Below are 20,527 nucleotides of genomic sequence, written 5' to 3' on the forward strand. Positions count from 1 at the left end.
AATGAAATTATATAAGATTTTTTTATACGCATTTCTATCCATAGGTATCTTTACCTCTTGCGAAGGGGATCTGGATATCGAATTAGAAGATGATGATGATTTACTTGCGAGTGATGTATTTAATACCCGAGAAGATTACCTTAAGGCCCTTGGCGGAGTATATGCAAACTTATCATTAGTTGGTCTTGATGTTAATGCTAGTGGCGATCCTGATCAATCTAACCTTGCAGGTATCGATGCCGGAACAAGTCAATATGTTCGAGGTTTATTCAGCATGCAAGACGTATCTACCGATCAAGTAATATGGTCATATGAAAATGACCCTGGCATACGCGAGATCCAGAGAAATACATGGGATGCCAATAATGTTATTGTTCTTGGTTTTTGGGCAAGAGCAACTTTTGAAATCTCTCTAGCCAATGAATTTTTGCGTCAAACCACAGATGCCAAATTAGATGAGAGAGGTGTATCTGCAGACCTCAGAAATGAGGTTAAAACTTTTAGAGCAGAAGCTCGTGTATTAAGATCACTAGCTTATTATCATCTTATGGATCTATATGGTCGTGCCCCTTTTGCAACAGAAAATGATCAGGTAGGATTTATAAGAGTTCAGGAAATTAAGGGTCAGGCGTTATTTGATTATATTGAAAAAGAGCTTCTAGAAGCAAATGCAGATTTATTAGACGTAAACCCAAGTCAAAACTATGCGCGTGCTGATAAAGGAGTGGCAAAAATGATTTTGGCAAAGATCTATTTAAATGCAGAAGTGTATTTAGGAGCTGGTAATGGTCGTTATGCAGATTGCTTACAAACATCTCAGGAAATTATTAATAGCGGGTATTCGCTAACACCTAATTATCTGTATAACTTTAATGCAGATAATAACACTAATGGTGCCCAAAACGAAATCATATTTCCTATTGTTGGTGATGGTGCTAACGTAAGAAATTTTGGTGGTGCATCGATCATCATACAAGGACAACAAAATGCAGATGGTTTTAAACCTACTCCTGCTTCTTTAGGAGTTCAAGGGTTTACAACATTGTATAGAGCCAGAAAACAATTCTCTGAGTTATTTGTTACCGATCCGGTATTTCAAAATGATAATAGAAATACTTTGGTGACCCAGGATATTAGCTCTGACCCTGCAAATACTGATCCTCCTGTTGACAGACCTATCGAAATAGGCTCTGATTTTACTGATTTCTCTAAAGGATACCTGGTGGCTAAATATTCTAATATAAAATCAACAGGTGAAGCCGGACAAAGTACAAGATTTGCCGATACTGATTTTCCTTTATTCAGATTAGCAGATGCATATTTAATGTATGCAGAGGCTCATCTTAGAAATGGTGGTGGTGATCGAGCTACTGCTCTGGGGTATGTAAATGCCCTTAGAGAAAGAGCGTTTGGAAATATGTCTGGAAATATGTCTGGAAATATTACGGATTCGGAACTCACCCTGGATTTTATTCTTGATGAAAGAGCACGAGAATTATACTGGGAAGCTCACAGAAGACAAGATTTAATCAGATATGATAAATATACTGGGGGAACCTATAATTGGAGATATAAAGGAGGTACACCTAATGGATCTTCAATCTCAAATAATTTTAAACTATTTCCGGTTCCGGCATCCAGTAGAGCTGCTAATCCTAATCTAGGACAGAATACTGGATTCTAAAACAACAATCACAAATTTAATTTACTCAGTCATGAAAAAAATATCAATACTACTTTTTGCATGTATCACTGCACTTTGCTTTAATGCGTGTGTAGAAGATGAAGAACCAACATTTGTTATTCAGAAAGGACAAACAGAAGGGCCCCTAATAGTAACTGCTAATACTACAGTTAGTCTTGTTAAAGATTTGGCAGATCAACGTGCCTTTACACTAGTTTGGGAAGATGCAAAATATAATATCAATACTCCTATCACTTATACTATAGAAGCTGGATTAGGAGGTACAAATTTTGAAACAACCTTAGACCCGGCTGTTATTGCTACTACCAGTGATCGTTTTTATAACTGGACAATTGGAGAACTTAACAACCTTGCAATCGGATTAAGTATAGAACCTAATAAAGAAGGAGCAATAGATCTACGTGTGATTTCTTCTATCGGGACAAATGGAGGAAGTTCTATAAAGTCTAATGTAACCTCTATAACAGTTACTCCTTATGCTACTGTGCTTCCTCAAAAAAATCTTTTCTTAGTAGGAAATGCAACTGCAGCAGGATGGGAGAATAACAACAACAATCCTCCACTAGTAAGAGATCCTAGTAACCAAAATGTATTTAAATTCACTGGTAAATTTTTAGGTGGCGGTGATATTGCATTCAAATTCTTAGAAGTATTAGGTGGATGGCAACCACAATGGGGATTAAGCGGTGGTAGTTTAGCCAGTAGTGCTACTCTTGGTTCTGATCCGGATACATTCTCTGTTGCAGCAGAAGGATATTATACACTTAATGTAAATATTGAGGATTTAACCTATACCGCTAATACATTTGATGCTGGTAGTGCAATTAATTATACCACCCAAGGTATTGGTATTATAGGTGATTCTACTCCAGCAGGATGGGATAACGATACCGATCTTACTCAATCTACTTTCGATCCTCACTTATGGTATATCAATGGAATTGTATTAACAAACGGTGAGGCAAAATTTAGAGCTAATAACGCTTGGGATGCAAACTGGGGTGCAGATACTGCAATAACAGGATATGGAACAATGGGAGGAGCCAATATACCAGTAACTGCCGGAACATACAACGTATGGTTCAATGACTTAGACGGAAGCTATGTTTTTATCCTTCAATAATAAATCTGTACTCACTTAAAAAGTTAAAATGAAACGAACATTAACACATATATCATCCAAAACCATCCTCCTTTTGGGAGGACTGGTTCTTGGATTGATCAGTTGCTCTGATGATGATGATTCTGCAAACAATGCAGAACCTATAATCACAAGTCAGTCTTTAAAAATGGATTTGGCAGCACTTAAAAAAGAAAATGCAGGTGTATTCATGCAGGCTTTTTATTGGGATGTAGAACCTGTGGGAGAATGGTATAATCAAGTAAGTAAAAGGATTGAAGACTATAAAGTTTCGGGGATTAATAGAATATGGCTCCCTGCTCCGGGAAAAGGTGCTTCAGGTAGTTTCTCAATGGGATATGACCCTTCTGACTATTTTGATGTTGGTGAGTTTGATCAGCACGGTACTGTAGAGACTCGTTTTGGATCCAGGCAAGAATTAGTAGATCTTATCCAAAAAGCACATGCTAATGATATAGAAGTGATTGCCGATATCGTAATGGGCCATAACTCTGGAGGAGGAAAACAAGCAAACCCTTTTCGTGGTGGTACTGAAGTGTATTCTCTATTTAATGAATCAAACGGAAATGCCTCTGGTAAATTCAATCGTTCTAACGAACATTTTCACCCTAATGATATTCATGATCATGATGATCAAGCTTTATTCTTTGCCGAAACAGATCTTTGTCATGATCAACAATATGTACAAGATTGGTTATGGGGTAGAGATGATTCTGTTGCAGAATTTTATAAAAAAACTCTAGGTTTTGATGGATGGCGTTTTGACTACGTAAAGAGTTTTGCTCCTAAATGGGTTAAAGCCTGGAATGATAAAATTGGAGGATTCTCTGTAGGAGAAAATTTTGACGGAAACCAACAGGTGCTAAAAGACTGGGTAGACGCATCTGGGTCTCCGGCCTTTGATTTTGCATGTTTCTATAGATTAGATGAAACTCTAGACAGATCAAATGATCTTACTGCATTAGGTGAAGCCAATAATATGCTTAGAAAATTAGATCCAAGTAAAGCTGTTACGTTTGTTGCTAATCATGATACCGAAAAAGATGATAATCCCGAGAATAGAATTAGCTATGGCAATAAACTACTGGCCTATTCCTATATTCTTACTCATGATGGTTATCCAACTATTTTTTATCTTGACTATGAAGCTTTCAAAGGGCAACTTAAAACACTCATCGAGATCTATACAACATTAGCCGTTGGTAACGTTGAGATACTCGAAGCTAGCAAAGATGAATATATTATGAAACGAAGTGGTGATGGTGACAACCCAGGACTAATTCTATATATGAATATTAGCAATCAAACAAAACAACGAGTAGTAAAAACAAACTGGGCAAATAGAACCCTAGTTGACTATACCGACAATTCTAGAGCTACTCCTGCTACAGATGCAGAAGGTAACGCTACACTACAGGCGCCTGCAGGAGGGTATGCCATATGGTCTGTAACCAAGGAGTAAATTTTATGCATTAGCCATAAACCATAAAAGAGTGCTTTTCAGCACTCTTTTTTTTGTGTTTTTTTATCATCATCCCACAGTCCTATAAATTGTTATTCCAATAACTTTGTCATCCCAGCCTGTGTCTCATCGAGTGTTTTATAGTGGAGCATAGCGTAAGTATAAAATGTGCTTCGACAAGCTCAGCTGAGCTATCGAGATGTAATTGAAAATGAAAGTGCGAATTAGTTCTCGATACACTTCTCCTTATAGTCGAAACACTACCATTGACGTATTTATAATGTTCTGATTTTCAAAACGTAATCCAACTTTTGATTAAATTCTTTTCTTTCAACTCAACCTTCTTTTCATTTTCTTTGCTCGCCCAAAGACAACGAAACAAAAGAAAAGGCGTTTTTTTCAAGGTATTTTTCAGTTACACTGAAAACCAAATTTGTTTTGCTAAAATCTTTCCAAGGCTTCATAGATGTTGCAAACGAAAAACAAATCTTATACTGGTGAAAAAAGAATTGAAAAGCGCTGCTTTTAAACGTCATTATCTTTCACTAGATAAAATTTTTATTGGATGTCTCGAACTGACGAGCGTTTGCTCTGTTACCTCTCCACATTATCATTCCAACCTCTTGTCATCCCCTTGAAAAACAGGACTGGGATCCATAATAAAGTCTTTGCTTCAAAGTGGATCCCAGTTTTTACTTTAATTTATTCCGAGTTAAGTTGAATGACAAATCAATATGCATTCATAACAGAAACTAGACCTTAACCAATAATGGATGGTGTGTCCCGTATCTTATCTCACGCTTCTTTGCATTGATATACTGCATCCAATCTACTGGATTATCAGTCTTCCTCTTAGGGATATATGCACTTTTTAATAGTAATTTATTTTTCATAACGATTTGTTTTTGTTGTCATTATGAATACATATAACCAATCATGATGCCAAAAATGATTTTGTTTATTAATTGTAGTCTCTATAAGCTGTAAAATGCCAATTATTAAAAACACAAGAAACCGTTATAGTACAGGAGAAATATGGTTGTTTGTTGTTTTAATTATTTACTTTTTCTTCTGGTAGTTTAATATCATTTTTTTCTTCCGGAATTCGTTTTTTTAGCATCAAAATTTGTCCTAAGTGACTCGATTGATGCTCCATGACATGAAACCAAGCAAAATGATTATTCATAGTAGAACCGGGCCAAGATTGTTCTAACCATTCATCGTTACGTTTTTTTAATTCTTCAATTGTTTTTTTTCGTACCTCTTTATAAATATCAAGATAATATGTAATAGGTTTTCCTTTAAATTCTTCTCTAGCTTCTTCTCCAAGACTAAGGCCTGTTTGCCACTTTTCTTTTTCTTCTTTATTAAACCTACGGTGCTTAAAAGTAAGGTTTTGATATATTTTTTCTGCTGCAGCAAGATGCATAATCAAAGCACCTATTCTATTTGCTTTTTCATCCAATAAATGGTCTGTCTGTCGTATATCAAGATCTTTAACCACTCGTTCTACCCGATTACTCAAATTATTAAGCATAGAAACCAATGTCCCAATTTGTGGTGTAAACCCTTCTTCTGCATTAATATTACTTGCTTGACTATGCTCTACTCCATCCCCGCGAACCACTATAGCCAGCTTACCATTCTGGGCCTCATCACTAGAGTGAAATGTATATCCTTTTACTTTCTTAATATTTTTTTCTTTATCGACATCTTGTAGCCATCCTGGGATATTATCGTTCTGAACCTTTTCTTCAAAACCAGGGTTAGCAATAGTTACGGGTTCATAATTGCCTCCTTCTTTTTGGAAGAAGAGCTCAAAATTATCAAAATAAAACTCACCATCACTAACTACCCAAGCGCCAAAAGTCAATTTTTCTGCAGCTTCATCAAAATGCCCCTCTATTTCATAAGGAGTCCATTTAGGGTTGTTTAAGACACTATCTTGCACGCTTTCCCTAAATCCCGATTCTTCCGTTTTATTATCTATCCGGGCGTAAAGTGTTGCTGCACTATTACTTTTACGGCCAACGGTTTTAAGGTTTGCTCGTAGCTTAAATTTAACTTTTTTATCAGTTTTTACTGCTACTTCCTGAAAAAAAGCCACCCACTCTCGGGTTATTTCTTTTGTGGTTTGTGACACTACTGTAGTACTCGATATAAAAATTAGAGCAGTTACAACGATTTTAAGAGTTTTTGAAAACATTATTTTGAGTTAAATTGTGTATTAAATAAATGTTGATATTATAGTTAATAGGCTTATTATAAAAGAAATAAAAATCAATTCTTACTTTTTGATATTTGCTCTGCCATTAATAAAGCATTATACGCATTTACAATCTTACCAGATTTTGAGAGTTCTGAGAAAGGTACTAGCTTTTTGGAACCATCTTTTTGTTTGATCTCTATATCTATGTTATACGAAACTCCAGATTTCATAAGTATTTCTTTTACCTGCATGGCACGTAAGTTTGGATAATAAGATCTGATTAAAGCAGCAATACCAGAAACAACTGGAGTTGAAATTGAAGTCCCTCTGGAGAAATCATATGTATTATTAATGTCAGTAGTGTACATTTTGTTACCTGGAGCAAAAAGATCCACATTCTTTTTTCCATAATTAGAGAAAGAAGCCCTTAATTTTTTATCCAAAGTATAACTACTAGCCCCTACCATTATAAAATTATCTACAATTTCTTTATCATTTATATAATCACTAGGATAATGCTTCCTTATATCGATATCTCCGGCATCATTCCCCGAACCATTAACGAGAACTACATCTTTTTCTGCTGCATAACGTATAGCATCCTGTACCCAATCCTGGTGAAGAGAAAAATCTTTACCCCAACTCATATTAATTATTTTAGCTCCATTATCTACAGCATATCTAATAGCTACTGCCACATCCTTATCGTGCTCATCACCAGAAGCAACCATAACTACAGGCATGACTTTTATATGATCAGAAAACCCTTTAATTCCTATACCGTTATTTCGTGTTGCTGCCAGAACTCCTGTTACCGAAATTGAATGCGGAAAAGGCACCTCTCCATATACTTGATTAGACCCGTAGTGTATGTTAGACATATCCTCTTGGTTATCACCAATAATCTCTCGTTCCTTAAAATCTACATTAGCAGTTGTTTTTAGCCCTTCTTCTGTCTGGTCTAGATAGTCTTTATATAACTCTGGTGTTAAGTCATATTTGATAGCTGCTTTTATCATTTTTGTATAGGATTGTATCAAACTATCTTTTTGGGTTGTATTTAGGATACTATCTAATTGTGATATCGTATACTCTTCTTTTGGAAATAACTTTTTTAAATTCTTCTTAGCTTTAGGATAGGTGTCTAACCAATGATTTGCATATACTATAAAATCTTTTTCTTCATCAATATATCCATGCAGTGCCTTTTTGGCCTTGTGATATAATTTGTATTTATCTTTTTGATCATTGGGGATGTCTTCTTCAGATTTATCTTTAAATACAGCATCATACTTTCTAACAATTCTTACCATTTCGAAATGCTCATATCTAAGATATTCTCCTTTGGTATTGCTTAAAAAATCCCACCCATTACAATCATCTATATATCCATTGTGATCATCATCAATTCCGTTATCAAGGATTTCATCGGTATTTACCCATATCTGTTGCTTTATATCTTCATGGTAGATATCAAGTTTAGTATCTAGAACAGCTACAATTACTTCCTGTGCTTTTTTACCTTGTAATAATTCTGTATATGCCCTATCCAAACTTACCCCAGGAATTGTATCGTTGCTAATATCTTTACGATGCCAGCTTTTAAGTTCTTCTTCGGTAAGTTGTTGTTGTTTGGTTATTCCACTATATGTTTGTGAGATCAACTGTTTTTTCTCTTTCTGGGCATATCCGAAAACTGAGCTAATACAAAACAAAAAAGTAGTTATAATTTTCATAAAGATGTGTTTGTAAAAGTGTTTTCCGATTAGTTGAAAAATATTTATGATATCTAATTTTCGATTAATTTCTTAAGCATTATGATTTGTCCAATATGGTAAGAGTAATGCTCAAGAACATGAAGCCATTTATAATGATTATCATATATAGAATTTAATGTAGCTTCCTTTAACCATTCATCATTAAGTTTCTTAAATTCAATCAGTGTTTTTTTACGTACTTGCCTTAGAATATCTAAATAATAATCTATTTCATATCCTTTATATTCCTTTTGCGCGGCTTCCCCTAAATAATAGGCTGTTTCCCACTTTTGTTGCTCTACCTCATTAAATTCACGATCCTCAAAAGTATCAACTTGATAGGAAATTTCTATTGCTGCAAGATGTATTATTAAAGCACCAATACTATTTGTTTTTGGGTTAAGAAAGTAATCTATTTCTTTACTACTGAGTTCTTGTACAGCTTTTTTTAATCGATCATCCAGATTATAAAACATAGCTATTAAGGTTCCAATATTTGGGGAGTATTCTTCTTTTATTTTATCAATATTTATTATGTCATTGCCTTCTATCTTTAGATAAGTATTTTTGTTTTTTTCTTTGATAGAATTTAAAGTATATTCCTGAACTTCTATAGGTTCTTTTATACCGATTCCTTGTTTCCATCCTGGAATTGATAATTGATGAGCTATATTTTCAAAAGAAGGGTTTTTTAATATTACTTCAGTAAAATTTTGGGTGTCATACCGAATAAAAAGCTTAAAGTTTTTAAAACAAAATATTCCATTATACCAACAGATTCCTCCAAAATTAAATATTGAAGTGTGTTGATCTATTTCGCCTTCAATAGTATAAACCTCCCAATGATTAGATATAATAGGTCTGTTCTCCATATTATCAAAAAAACCAACAGAACCATCTTTTTTATCAGTTCGAACCCATAATCCTGCTAAACTTTGTTTGCTTTTTTGAAAAACTTTTACGGAAGCTTGTAATCTAAACTTCAGTTTCCGCTGGGAATTAATATCTATGGATTGTACAAACGAAGTCCAATTTTGGGATATTTTTTCAGGAAGCATACTTGCTTTTTATTGATTTATGAAGTTAATAAACGTGATTATTTCTCAGGTTGATAGTCAGGATGACCAGTCTGCCAAAAAGCAAAAGACAGGATATCAGCTACACCTTCGTAACGTTCCTTCTTTGAATCATTACTCCCATGGCCAGATTCAAATTTCACATCAAGTAAGATTGGATTTTGTGAGCTATTATATTTTTGCAATTTTGCAGCAAATTTTGCAGAATGCCATGGTGCAACTCGAGAATCATTCATTCCAGTAATTATGAGAGTTCCTGGATATGCCTCTCCTTTTTTGATATGGTGATAAGAATCCATTTCTAATAACCATTTAAACTCTTCGGAATCTTTTATTGTCCCAAACTCTTTGGCATTATTTTCTCCATTAAAACCAACCTCTGAACGAATTGTATTCATTTTCCCTACATTAATAATTACTGCTGCAAATAAATCAGGCCGTTCTGTCATCGCCCTTCCGACAGTAATACCTCCTGCACTGCCGCCATTGACTGTCATTTTTTTTGCAGAAGTATATTTCTTTTTAATCAGATATTCTGTGCAAGCTATTAAATCTTTCCATGTATTGGGTTTGGTTTCTTTAAATCCACCTTTATACCAAGCATCTCCTTTTTCTCCACCCCCTCGTACGTGAGCAACAGCAAAAATTCCTCCTTCAAGTGCCCAGGACATTATTTTCCTACTAAAAGAAGGTGTTATCGAACTTCCATAAGCTCCATATCCAATCATCAAAACAGGGTTATTTCCATCTCTTTTTAGGTTTTTATCATAAATCAAAGATAGTGGCACCATGGTTCCATCATGTGAGGAAACAGTTAGTTCTTCAACCATAATATTTTTGGTTAAGTGAGAGGCTTCTGATTGTGACAAATCTCCAGCTTCAAATTTCTGATTAGAAAAATCATAGATATATCTTTTTGCATTATGTAGCCAACCTTCAGCAGTTATGGATAAATAATCATAGTCTTTCCCTTTAGAAAACAAAGAAACCTGTCCTGCTGTAAAAGGAAGGGAAATTTCCTCTATGTTCTTGTTATTTTTGAGTAGATATAATTTGGCTTCAACTCCATTTTTCGTAGTTGTGTATACAATTCCTTTTTTTACTAGCCTAAAACTTTCAATCACTTCATCTTCTTTCTCTTTAACTAAAACGATGGGATTTTGAATATTTGGGTTAACCAAAGAAGTTTTACAAATTTTAAAATTAGAAGCATTTTCTGATGTAAGATAAATAATACTATCTTGATCTTGATAATAAGTAGTTATTTTATTTTCTTGTTTAAACAAGGGTTTCCATGATGGGTGTAAATTTTTGATTTCTGAATATGGTGCATAATAGTAATCATGATACGGAGTAGCTCCCGCAACTGCACTAATAGCAAACCGAGTATTGGCCGAACGTTTAAATACAATTGGAAAATCTTCAGGTTTCATATTTAGTTCAGGATCATGAGCTCGAGAAAACAATACTTCTGGAGTATTTGCATCAAGTTTTTGAAGTACTACTTCAGTATTAAGATAAGCTTCATTAGTATTACTAGCAATTGGTACCTGTAAGTAGGTAATACCAGAATTATCAGATAACCAATAGGCTCCTCCATAGGTAGGTAGGCAATTTTTAATCTCTATAGGGAGTAATTTATTATTAGAAAGATCCATGATTCGCATTGTAGCAAATTCTTCTCCATTTTTGGTAAAACTAATCAACAGTTTGTTCCCATCCCAACTAGGTTTATAATAATTTATATAGTAATCTTGTCCAAGTTCTTTTGAGAAATCTCCAGGATCAATAAGTAGTTTTTCTTTAGCATTTAAATCCGTTCTGAAATATAATTTAAAATAATTTTCATTGGGACTTCGTTTTAAATAAAAGTAGTTATCTTGATTAGTAACTTTTATATCCTTAATTTCATTCGTGTTTTGATTTTCAAGTTTTTCTTGAAGTTTGATTAAATGCGTTCTCTTAGGAATATTTTGTAAAGAAATCAAGGCTTTCTTCCTTTGTGTCTGCAACCAACTTATTACACTTGAATCTTTGAGATCTTCCAAGTATCTATATTCATCCTCAATTTTTACCCCATGATACGTATCAGTCACAATATTTGACTGTTTTTGAGATTGAGAGCTACAACTAATTATAGGTATAACCAAAAGTATTAAATATTTCTTTAGACTTATGTACTTCATAATAAACTTGGTTACTATAATTTATAGATCGTTTTTCAAAAAATTATTAAAGATTTTAGAAATGTAATATTTAAATTGAATGCTGCTCAATATATTAATAAAAATCAAAATATTACACGAATTTATATTCTTCCACATAATTATATATGATAGTTCCAAATAATAATGTAAGATTACTCAAATAGTTATGATTAAAAAATAAACTAAACTTATTCCAAGTTTAGTTTATTTTTTAACTTATTTAATAACATCATGATATTAATACATAAAAGTTTTTGTCTTACCACCTTGGTGTCCTAAACCACTTCCAGCTCCAACAATACTTCTTTTAGCTTTATTATCTAATTTAGTAATAGCTGTTTTCTCTAGACTTAATTTTCTTTTTTGACTTTTCTGATTTTTCATTATTTATTTTATTTTTAACTATTATGCAAAGTTATAGATTACAACTTAACATGTCATAAAAACTTTATAAAAGCAATGTCCAATTTATAAATTGAGGAGTTTTTTTATGAAAAAACAGAAATAAAAATACACATAACTCATTGTTTGTCAATACTTTTTATAAAATATGATGTAGTAATCCCTGTTTTTTTTGTAAATGCACGAGAAAAAGATTGGATACTACTAAATCCTACTTCTTCACCTATGGATTCAATAGAATATAATCTAAATTTTGGATCATATTTAAGTTTTTCTATACAGTATTCGATTCTAAGATCATTTACATAATTAGCAAAATTCTTTTTTTTATATAAATTAATTACTTTAGAAAAATATGTTGAGTTTGTTTTAAGCTTTTTAGCCACAGAGCTCATTTTTATATTTGGATTTAAAAACTCATTGTTTTGTTCAAATAATTCTAATTGTTTAAGAATACTTTTTATAATTTCATCTGGAAGGTCTAGTTCTTGTTTTGAAAGACCTTCTGTTTCTTCTCTTTTAAGTTGTTCTATATTTCTTTTACCATCATCATTTATAAGTTGAATAAACCTTTTTTTATATAATTTTTGTTTTCTATAATAATTCCATACAATTATTATTAAGACTATGGTAACACCTATTAAAATAAATATACTTCTATTAGAGATTTTTTTTTGTTGTTCTAACTTATCAATAATCACATTACGTTCATCGATAAGTAAAGCCGTATCATATTTTGTTATAATATCAGATTTTACATTCTTATTTTTTGCATAATAGATGCTATCAAAAATGATCAATTTACTCATCATCTTCAATTGATTTTGAGTATCTCCTAAATCCTTATAATAATCTATTAAAATCTCATACGCTATTCTTTTTTCGTCCGTATAATTTTCGGCAGTGATTATAGTATCTGCTTTTTTTAGGTAGTAGATAGCTTTATCATTTTGTCTCAATTTTTGTAATGCTCTCGCTATTTGTATATAACAATAAGCTTCATTCGGATTATATCTTTCGGCATCTTGAATTCGTTGAGATACTTTATACAAGGAGTCTAGCGATTTCTGATAATCTTTTAGCATATAATTATTAATCCCATCTAGCAACAAAAAACCGGTATATTTATATTTATCTTTACGTTTAAAAGTTTTATGTAAACCTTTTTTCACATAAATAGATGCTGAATCTGGTAAATCCATCCTATGATAAGAATCAGCGATAGCAAATAAAGTAATTATGTGATTTTTTGAATATTTATTAACTGTATCCTGAGTTTTTATAAAGTTTAAATTTTGTTTAAACTCAAATAAAGCTTCTGCAGTAGCGTCAATTTCTTTTTTCAAAAGCCCTATATTATGTTTTATAGTAATTTGATGATGGACATTTTTATTTTGATTTGCATACTCTTGCGCAATTAAATAATTCTCTAAAGCTTTGGTATAATCTTCTTTATCATAAAAACATACTCCTTTATTTAAATAACCCACACCGGGGTACTTGATATGCTTTAAATTTTTGGAAACCATGATTAAACTATCTAAATAGTTTATCTCTATATCGCTAGAGCAAATTTTTGATATAAAATAGTATCCATCAGCCATTTTAATACTGTCATTTTCATTTTTGGCTTTTTTTAAATAGCTTTTAGCATAAATTTTTGATAAAATAGAATCTAATTTATGTTCAATAAAAGAAGATTCTAATTGCTCATATGTTTTTAGAAGTAGAGTATCAGAAACCTTTTCTTTTTGTAAATATTCAGATATAGTATTATCGATATCTGTTTGCGAATAGACAAAAACCGGTATAAAGCTAATTAAACCAAATGCCCAAATGAATAGTATTTTTATTTTTGCCATAAAAAACAGACTTAATACTTCAGTAATTTATCTAAGCTAACGAACTTGTAATGAAGGAAATTTTACGAACTTCATTTTTGTTTTAGATTAAAACTAATTCATAACAAATATATAGATCAAAAATATCATACTTTACTCTTGATCAATTCTTTTTTAATTTTCTTCAGATTTGATTCTTCGCTGTTTAAAACTAGCTAAGGCAAATGTTTGGAAATTTTAGGCCTACACTAGTTTAAAAAATTAACTTCTTTTAATATTCTTGATGTACTTGTATTGACAATTTTACTATTTCCAATTTATAAATTGGCAGCATCCAATTTATAAATTGGAAATACCTTTCCTTGCACTAACGCAATTCTCCCCGTTATATTTGACTCAACAAAAAACAACCAACATGGATCATTTAGAATATAACAGTAAATACCGGTTTATGTCCGATATCTTAAAAACGTTACACCTTAAAACGGATATTTTTATGTATAACCTGGCACATCATACCCCCTATGAGATGATACTCTATAGATGGATCAATAAATTATATACCAAAGGCACATCTAGTGAAGAAGCTATACAACTAATTTACAAAGCTCGTAATATATTATTGCTTACTCAAAAAAATAGTTGGTGCAATCCCCCAAAGCCTATTGATACCCCTTCTTAAACTTACCTACTTATGTTTATGCATTATGATCAACTATGTGCTACCCAAAAAACTTTAGTACATCACAAAATAATAACAAGAACAAAAGCTCCCCTGGAGATTGTGTGTAAAGTACTCACAGGTATTAACCCTGTATTAAAAATAATAGATCGGGATGTACTTATGATGTACTATATGATGAGTAAGATAGAACAGAGAATACAAGAAGAGTTACGAATATCAAATACTGAATGATGAATGTGAGAGTCGGAAGTCAGGGGTCGGATGCTTGGAGTTAGAGGTTGGAAATGTAAAATGTAAAATGTAAAATGTAAAATGTGAAAGTAAAAAGTGAGAAGTCAGGCCTTCGACAGGCTCAGGGTGACGGAATGTAGAAGTTCGAAGTCAGATGCTTGAAGTCGGAGATTGGAAATGTAAAACCGTAAAATGTAAAAGGGAAAAAGTCAGAAGTCAGGAGACGGGGGTCGGAAGTCAGGGAATTTGAGATTAGAAATACAAAAAAAAAGATGAAACAATACTATCATGTATAGTGATAAAAAAAGGAAAAGGTAGGAGTAATTTGTATAGCTAAGCTTAGTTGAGTTTGTGTAAAACACCCCATTTTTCAATTGCTCCTACTTCCTTTTTTAAAATGGAAAATGATAAATGAAAACAGTCAGAAGTCAGAAGTCAGAAGTCAGAAGTCAGAAGTCAGAAGTCAGAAGTCAGAGGTTGGATGCTTGAGGTCGGAAGTGAATCCAGACATCGAACCTTACAATTTATCTCAATACTCAATACTCAATACTCAATACTAATATCTTAATACTAAATAGAAAATGAGAAACATCATTCAAGATTTATTAACACAAGAAGAAAGAGATCAGGCAGGACAATTAGTGGCACAACTAGAAGCTATGTTTACCAATAAGCTAGCAGCCTTGACCGAAAAAGAACGAGGGAGTTACAAGGCCATTAATGAGACCAATAGGCTATTTGTAAATAAGGTTTGGGATTATCGCCAAAATAGTAGTACGCTTAGTTCTCCTGATGTGGATTGGGAAGAGTTTGAAAAAGATTATAAAGCACGTGTATTTGCAGAAAACTTATTGGGTCGTTTAGAAAGCCTGGCTTATCGATTAGAAAGTACCAAAATTCTGCATGATTATGATAACTATCAGGATTCACTTAATGACTATGCCTATTCACAATATAGCAAAGGAGCGGGGAAACCTGGTTTTACCGAAAAAGTAGCTGAACTGAAGCAGTTTTTTAATCGTACTAAAAGTACTCCAAAAATGGATCCTACAGAAGAATAGATGACTATAGACCTTCTGATGGGTCAAAAAGACATTCCATTAGACACCAGTGTCTCAAATTTAGGGATTGGTGTCTCAAAATTGGGTATAGAGTGTCTAATTTTAGAAGACAGAGGCTCAAATTTAGACATTGGTCACTTAACATTGAACCTCGAAAATCTAAATTTTCATCAAAAAGCCCCAACAGAAGGTTAAAAAGACAAAGTCTTTGATGAATAGCGTACAAATTTTAAGCAAAAGGGTTCAAATTTTGCCTCAGGAAGTTGAAAATCCTACAATAACAACCAAATTTTGACTTCGGGCATTAAAAATTGCAAAAAATAAACTAAAGGGAAAACACACTATGAATATTATTATCAAACAAATTGAGCTTATAGATCGAGTTGATCAACTTATTCGGCTACAAGCCACAGGGTCACCAGATGATCTTGCGTATCGATTAGGAGTCTCTAAAACCAAATTGTATCGCATTATAAATACTATGAAATCCTTAAATGCTCCTATAAAATATGATATTACCGTACAGAGTTTTGTCTATGCAGAAGCGGTAGGATTTACATTCGGGTTTTACCCGAAACATCAAAAATATAGGAAGCTAGATCCTTTTGTGAGTTAGAAAAATGATACCTATAAAAATATCGAATACTGAATGTAAAATGTAGAGCTGAAAAAGTAAAAAGTCAGAAGTCGGATAATGGAAGCCAGAGGTATAAAACTGAATGAATATCGAATACCGTACATATAGCACTAAATATCAAATACTTACAAACGAATACACAAAAAACCAAAAAAAACGTTGCGCAACGTATGGCGTAAACTGAAAAGCCTTTAACAGAGTAGGTACAACAAATTAATCTTTTTAATAATGAAAAAATTAAAATCATTGCAGTCTTTTGAAGAGTCTGGCTACGCAATTAAATCAAGAGAAGCACAAAGAGCAATTACCGGAGGTCATACGATATTCGTTTCCAATTGCGGATCTAATCACGAAGATTACGATGTCGACACAGATGATACTGCCATAATCGCGTAAATTAAAAGTAAATATTAATTATTAAAACAAAGAAAAATGAAACTACAAAAATTAGATTTCGATAATTTTGAAAAATACAAATTAGAAAACTCTATTCGTATTTTAGGAGGAGGAACTTGCATACATACTTGTTGTACTTCGTCTGGAGAAATTACCAGTTGTGAAGATACGCAAGATGATTCTTAAAACAAGTAAGAATAAATACAATTGGTAAAAGAATTTGGTTTAATAAATCAAATAATTGAGTTACCACGTCAATTTCAGCTAGAAAAACAATTATTTTTTCTAGCTGAAGATTGACGTTAATTAAAAAATAATTTTCTTTATCTAATAATAATTAAATGATTTTACTATTATCAAAAGAATCTGATGAGTCTACAAATAACGTAATAGATTGGTTGGAATATTATAAAGCGGACTACACCCGATGCAATGGAGATAAATTTGATTTGAATGACTTTTTCTTTCAAATATCAAACAACCATATAGATAAAGTTTCTAATCTTCCTGTTTCACCTAAAGACATTAATGTTGTGTGGTACAGAAGATGGGGTAATATGAGCGGGCTGTCTTCAATTGATGATGAAGATTTAGACAATGAATTTTGTGTTTCAATCAATAATCATCTTAAACATGAAAAAACCAAATTATCACATTCATTTTTTTCTCTTTTTGGACATTCTTTTTGGCTCTCTAAACCAGATTTATATTCTTCTGATGATAAGTTTTTATATTTAAAAACAGCAAAATCAGTAGGAATAAATATCCCTGAAACCTACATATTAAATAGTAAGTCAAAATTACATGAAATACTTATATCTGGGAAAAAACTAATTACTAAGAGCATGAGTAACGCTCATAGAATTAGATACAACAATCAAACCTATATTCCGTACACAGAAGAGATCACCTTAGAAGACTTGGATAAACTTGAGGCGAAATTTATGGTATCCCTATTTCAAGAAAAAATAGAAAAACAGTATGAAATACGAACTTTTTTTTTGAAAGACAGTTTTTATAGTATGGCAATTTTTTCTCAAAATGATAATCAAACAAAGGTAGATTTTAGAAAGTATAATTTTTCTAAACCTAATAGAACTGTTCCATACATATTACCAGAAGAATTGAGAGTAAAGTTAAAGATCCTAATGAAAAAACTCGACATAAATACAGGCTCAATAGATTTAATAAAATCAAAACAAGGGAACTACTATTTCTTAGAAATTAATCCAATTGGGCAGTTTGGCATGACATCTATACCCTGTAACTACCACTTGGATAAGAAAATAGCAGAGTTTTTAATTTCAAAAAACAACTAAAAATATGAATCCCGAAAATGAAGTTTCTCAATACATTATTAAAAAAAACTTACTAAAAAGATTACCGGTTTTAATGAATAAAATGACAATTATCAAAAAAACAAACAGAATAAATATAAGACACGCAAAAAGTGTGTTTTATTCAACCAATGAAATGGCTTCTTACGCACCTTATAAAAAAATATTCTAATGAAGTGTTCTTTTGAAAAAAATAGTTATTTCAAATTATTTAGTAATTGCAGAATAATTAAAGGAGCAAGTTCGTCAGCAATCTATGATTTGCAACGTGAAGAATTATTTCAGATACCAAATAGTTTTTTGGAAATATTAAATTGTTCTGGCTCAAAAAAAATAGAAGATATTTATTCTAAATACCCTAAAGAATCAGAAACTCTCGATGAATATTTTGGGTTTTTATTAAATAAAGATTTGATTTTCCTAATGCCTGAGTTAAAAGACTCTGAAAAATTCAAAGAAATTGATTTTAAATATCATTATCCTTTTTCTCTTTTTTCAGTAATCATTGCTCTTGACAATAATAAATTATCAATTTCTTATATTGAAAACCTACTTAATAACATTGAAGCAACCAAATGTAAATATGTACAATTAAGATTTGGTTTAGAGATTGACCATAAATTAATCTCAGATACAATAAAGCTATTCGTTGATAAAGGGATATTTAGATCAATAAGTGTTTTTCTGAGTCAAAATGATTATGAGTTAATGTTTAACGATGAATATTTGGCTAATTCATTGATAGATAAATTGACAATCTACTCAAGCAATAATAATCGCAGCAACATCAAATCAGATAATATTGAATATATAGAAGGATCAGACTTTCCGGTTTTTAAAAATTTAAACGAATTAAGATTCAACCATTTTCAACCTAATATTATTTCTTATTCAGAAGCTCTAAATTATAATATTTATTACAACAAAAAAGCCTACATAAACCTGAATGGAGATATCCAACAATCTCCTTTTACCGATAAAGTTTTTGGTAACATAGAAACAAAATCTTTACTATCCATTATTTCAAATCAAACGTTTCAGGAATATTGGGATATACCCAAAGATAAAATAGAAGTTTGTAGAGATTGCGAATTTAGATATGTTTGTAATGACGGCCGTATACCTTTAAAACGAGATGATGAGACGTATTATTTTGAAGAAAGTTGCACATACGACCCTTATAAAAACTAATTAAGAAATAAGAAAACTAGTCATGAAAATAGTATTAAGGTTATTCATCTTAACCATTGTAATAACAAGTTGCAAGTCAGATTTTGAAAAAAAACATAAGGATTATAAACTTATTAAGGAAGAAGGTGTATTTGTTGAAGTATTTGACTCTACAAATGTTAAACTTACCAGATTTACAGATAACAACAATGTTTACAGAAAAAAATTAGAGTTCATATATTCTTACAAACATATTACAAAAAATAATAGCAAATACTATTTTAAAGAAGATCCATCAATAGACGGCTGGAGGGATTCTTGGAAGTTTGTTCCTGCTGACTCAATAGATGAAAACACTATTCTAGAGGTGAAGATTAAGATAGAAGAAGGGCTGAAAACTATCATACAATATGAACCAGATTATAATCAAACAGTCGCTCAATATAGCTACTTAACAAAAGATGAATTACCCGCTTTTAATTCAATTTCGGGAATTATAGAAAATGAAAAAAACGTATGGATGCATCCACCAAGGGATAAATATTTTAGGATTCTTGAGTTAAATCCATTTCCGTACATACAAACTCCTTTTGAAGTTGATAATAAATGGAATTGGTCATTAAAAATAGATAGTGATTGGGGTGATAAAAGGTGGTTAACCTGGAAAGGAGTAATTGAAAACAATTATACTTATGAAATAACGGATAAAAAGAAGATAAATACGGCTTTTGGTAAATTAGAGTGCTATACTATTAATGCCACAGCAACAAGTAGGCTAGGTGAAACCAAATTAACTTCACTTTTTAATACTGAATATGGTTTTATTAAATTACTTTATACAAATATTGATGGAAGTAAGACTAAATTACAACTTGATAAAGTAATAAAAAATGAACATTAAAGATGAACATAGACTTTAATATAGAAAAAAAAACTATAGACAATAAACATTTTACATAATTGTGAATTTAAACCTTTAAACCCGGATTATGCATTAGTAACTTCGTTATGAAGTTCGAAAATGCAATAAAATATAATGTTTCATCGAATTCAGCATAGCACCGCTACGGTTAATTTGGGAAACATAACAAAGTGATATATTTTGAAGTAGTTTCGGACTGTAATAGATTTTCTAATACATAATCTGGGTTAAATTAATTTTTTAGAAATTTTCTTAAAATCGATTGGATACAGATATCCATCTAAAAAA

The 20,527-nt window shown here is 31.7% G+C and carries 18 protein-coding genes; 12 read left to right on the forward strand and 6 right to left on the reverse strand.

The features are described from left to right. The first annotated feature begins 1 nt into the window (after window position 1). From ATE84_RS19985 to ATE84_RS19995, 3 genes are read left to right on the forward strand one after another with little or no spacing between them, the layout of a single operon-like run. Complete coding sequence (locus ATE84_RS19985) at window positions 2-1,684, forward strand: RagB/SusD family nutrient uptake outer membrane protein (protein ID WP_101449648.1); 1,683 nt, start codon at window positions 2-4, stop codon at window positions 1,682-1,684. A 31-nt stretch (window positions 1,685-1,715) separates the two neighbouring features. Then, on the forward strand, window positions 1,716-2,828 hold the full coding sequence (locus ATE84_RS19990) for a SusE domain-containing protein (protein WP_233195853.1): 1,113 nt from the start codon (window positions 1,716-1,718) through the stop codon (window positions 2,826-2,828). Window positions 2,829-2,856: 28 nt separating this feature from the next. After that, the gene (locus ATE84_RS19995) at window positions 2,857-4,308 is read left to right on the forward strand and encodes an alpha-amylase (RefSeq protein ID WP_101449649.1); all 1,452 of its coding nucleotides are present in this window, start codon (window positions 2,857-2,859) and stop codon (window positions 4,306-4,308) included. 1,051 nt (window positions 4,309-5,359) lie between these two features. Here the strand turns inward: ATE84_RS19995 and ATE84_RS20005 are convergent. The 6 genes from ATE84_RS20005 to ATE84_RS20025 all read right to left on the reverse strand — a co-directional run bounded on the left by ATE84_RS20005 (window position 5,360) and on the right by ATE84_RS20025 (window position 13,821). Next, window positions 5,360-6,514, reverse strand: a complete 1,155-nt coding sequence (locus tag ATE84_RS20005) for a DinB family protein (protein ID WP_101449651.1) — start codon at window positions 6,512-6,514, stop codon at window positions 5,360-5,362. Window positions 6,515-6,588: 74 nt separating this feature from the next. After that, complete coding sequence (locus ATE84_RS20010; RefSeq protein WP_101449652.1) at window positions 6,589-8,253, reverse strand: S8 family serine peptidase; 1,665 nt, start codon at window positions 8,251-8,253, stop codon at window positions 6,589-6,591. Window positions 8,254-8,306: 53 nt separating this feature from the next. Further along, window positions 8,307-9,332 carry a DinB family protein gene (locus ATE84_RS20015; RefSeq protein ID WP_101449653.1) on the reverse strand — a complete coding sequence of 342 codons (1,026 nt, stop codon included), beginning with the start codon at window positions 9,330-9,332 and terminating at the stop codon, window positions 8,307-8,309. Between the two features lie 38 nt (window positions 9,333-9,370). Then, a complete protein-coding gene (locus ATE84_RS20020) occupies window positions 9,371-11,536 on the reverse strand; it encodes a prolyl oligopeptidase family serine peptidase (protein WP_101449654.1) in 2,166 nt (721 codons plus the stop codon). A gap of 258 nt (window positions 11,537-11,794) precedes the next feature. Then, window positions 11,795-11,941 carry a class I lanthipeptide gene (locus ATE84_RS26320; RefSeq protein WP_158237308.1) on the reverse strand — a complete coding sequence of 49 codons (147 nt, stop codon included), beginning with the start codon at window positions 11,939-11,941 and terminating at the stop codon, window positions 11,795-11,797. 137 nt (window positions 11,942-12,078) lie between these two features. Next, window positions 12,079-13,821, reverse strand: a complete 1,743-nt coding sequence (locus ATE84_RS20025) for an AraC family transcriptional regulator (RefSeq protein WP_101449655.1) — start codon at window positions 13,819-13,821, stop codon at window positions 12,079-12,081. Window positions 13,822-14,215: 394 nt separating this feature from the next. Between ATE84_RS20025 and ATE84_RS20030 the strand changes: the two genes are divergently transcribed. The 9 genes from ATE84_RS20030 (at window position 14,216) to ATE84_RS20070 (ending at window position 20,218) form a co-directional block, all read left to right on the forward strand. Next, window positions 14,216-14,482, forward strand: coding sequence for a hypothetical protein (locus ATE84_RS20030; RefSeq protein WP_101449656.1), 267 nt, complete (start codon window positions 14,216-14,218; stop codon window positions 14,480-14,482). 12 nt (window positions 14,483-14,494) lie between these two features. Further along, the gene (locus ATE84_RS20035; protein WP_101449657.1) at window positions 14,495-14,716 is read left to right on the forward strand and encodes a hypothetical protein; all 222 of its coding nucleotides are present in this window, start codon (window positions 14,495-14,497) and stop codon (window positions 14,714-14,716) included. Between the two features lie 581 nt (window positions 14,717-15,297). Continuing rightward, window positions 15,298-15,777 (forward strand): hypothetical protein, encoded by a 480-nt coding sequence (locus tag ATE84_RS20040; protein WP_101449658.1) that lies wholly within the window; start codon window positions 15,298-15,300, stop codon window positions 15,775-15,777. A gap of 343 nt (window positions 15,778-16,120) precedes the next feature. After that, window positions 16,121-16,393, forward strand: coding sequence for a DNA-binding protein (locus ATE84_RS20050; RefSeq protein WP_101449660.1), 273 nt, complete (start codon window positions 16,121-16,123; stop codon window positions 16,391-16,393). Between the two features lie 267 nt (window positions 16,394-16,660). Then, on the forward strand, window positions 16,661-16,810 hold the full coding sequence (locus ATE84_RS26325) for a hypothetical protein (RefSeq protein WP_158237309.1): 150 nt from the start codon (window positions 16,661-16,663) through the stop codon (window positions 16,808-16,810). 36 nt (window positions 16,811-16,846) lie between these two features. Then, a complete protein-coding gene (locus tag ATE84_RS26330) occupies window positions 16,847-16,996 on the forward strand; it encodes a hypothetical protein (RefSeq protein ID WP_158237310.1) in 150 nt (49 codons plus the stop codon). Between the two features lie 155 nt (window positions 16,997-17,151). Then, the gene (gwsG, locus tag ATE84_RS20055; protein ID WP_101449661.1) at window positions 17,152-18,129 is read left to right on the forward strand and encodes a grasp-with-spasm system ATP-grasp peptide maturase; all 978 of its coding nucleotides are present in this window, start codon (window positions 17,152-17,154) and stop codon (window positions 18,127-18,129) included. 189 nt (window positions 18,130-18,318) lie between these two features. Then, window positions 18,319-19,338: a grasp-with-spasm system SPASM domain peptide maturase gene (gene gwsS, locus ATE84_RS20065; RefSeq protein ID WP_101449663.1), complete on the forward strand. Its 1,020-nt coding sequence runs from the start codon at window positions 18,319-18,321 to the stop codon at window positions 19,336-19,338. Window positions 19,339-19,360: 22 nt separating this feature from the next. Continuing rightward, window positions 19,361-20,218 (forward strand): hypothetical protein, encoded by an 858-nt coding sequence (locus ATE84_RS20070; protein WP_101449664.1) that lies wholly within the window; start codon window positions 19,361-19,363, stop codon window positions 20,216-20,218. The last annotated feature ends 309 nt before the right edge of the window (window positions 20,219-20,527 follow it).

Origin of the sequence: Aquimarina sp. MAR_2010_214 (assembly GCF_002846555.1) — a bacterium.
Classification (GTDB): Bacteria; Bacteroidota; Bacteroidia; order Flavobacteriales; family Flavobacteriaceae; genus Aquimarina.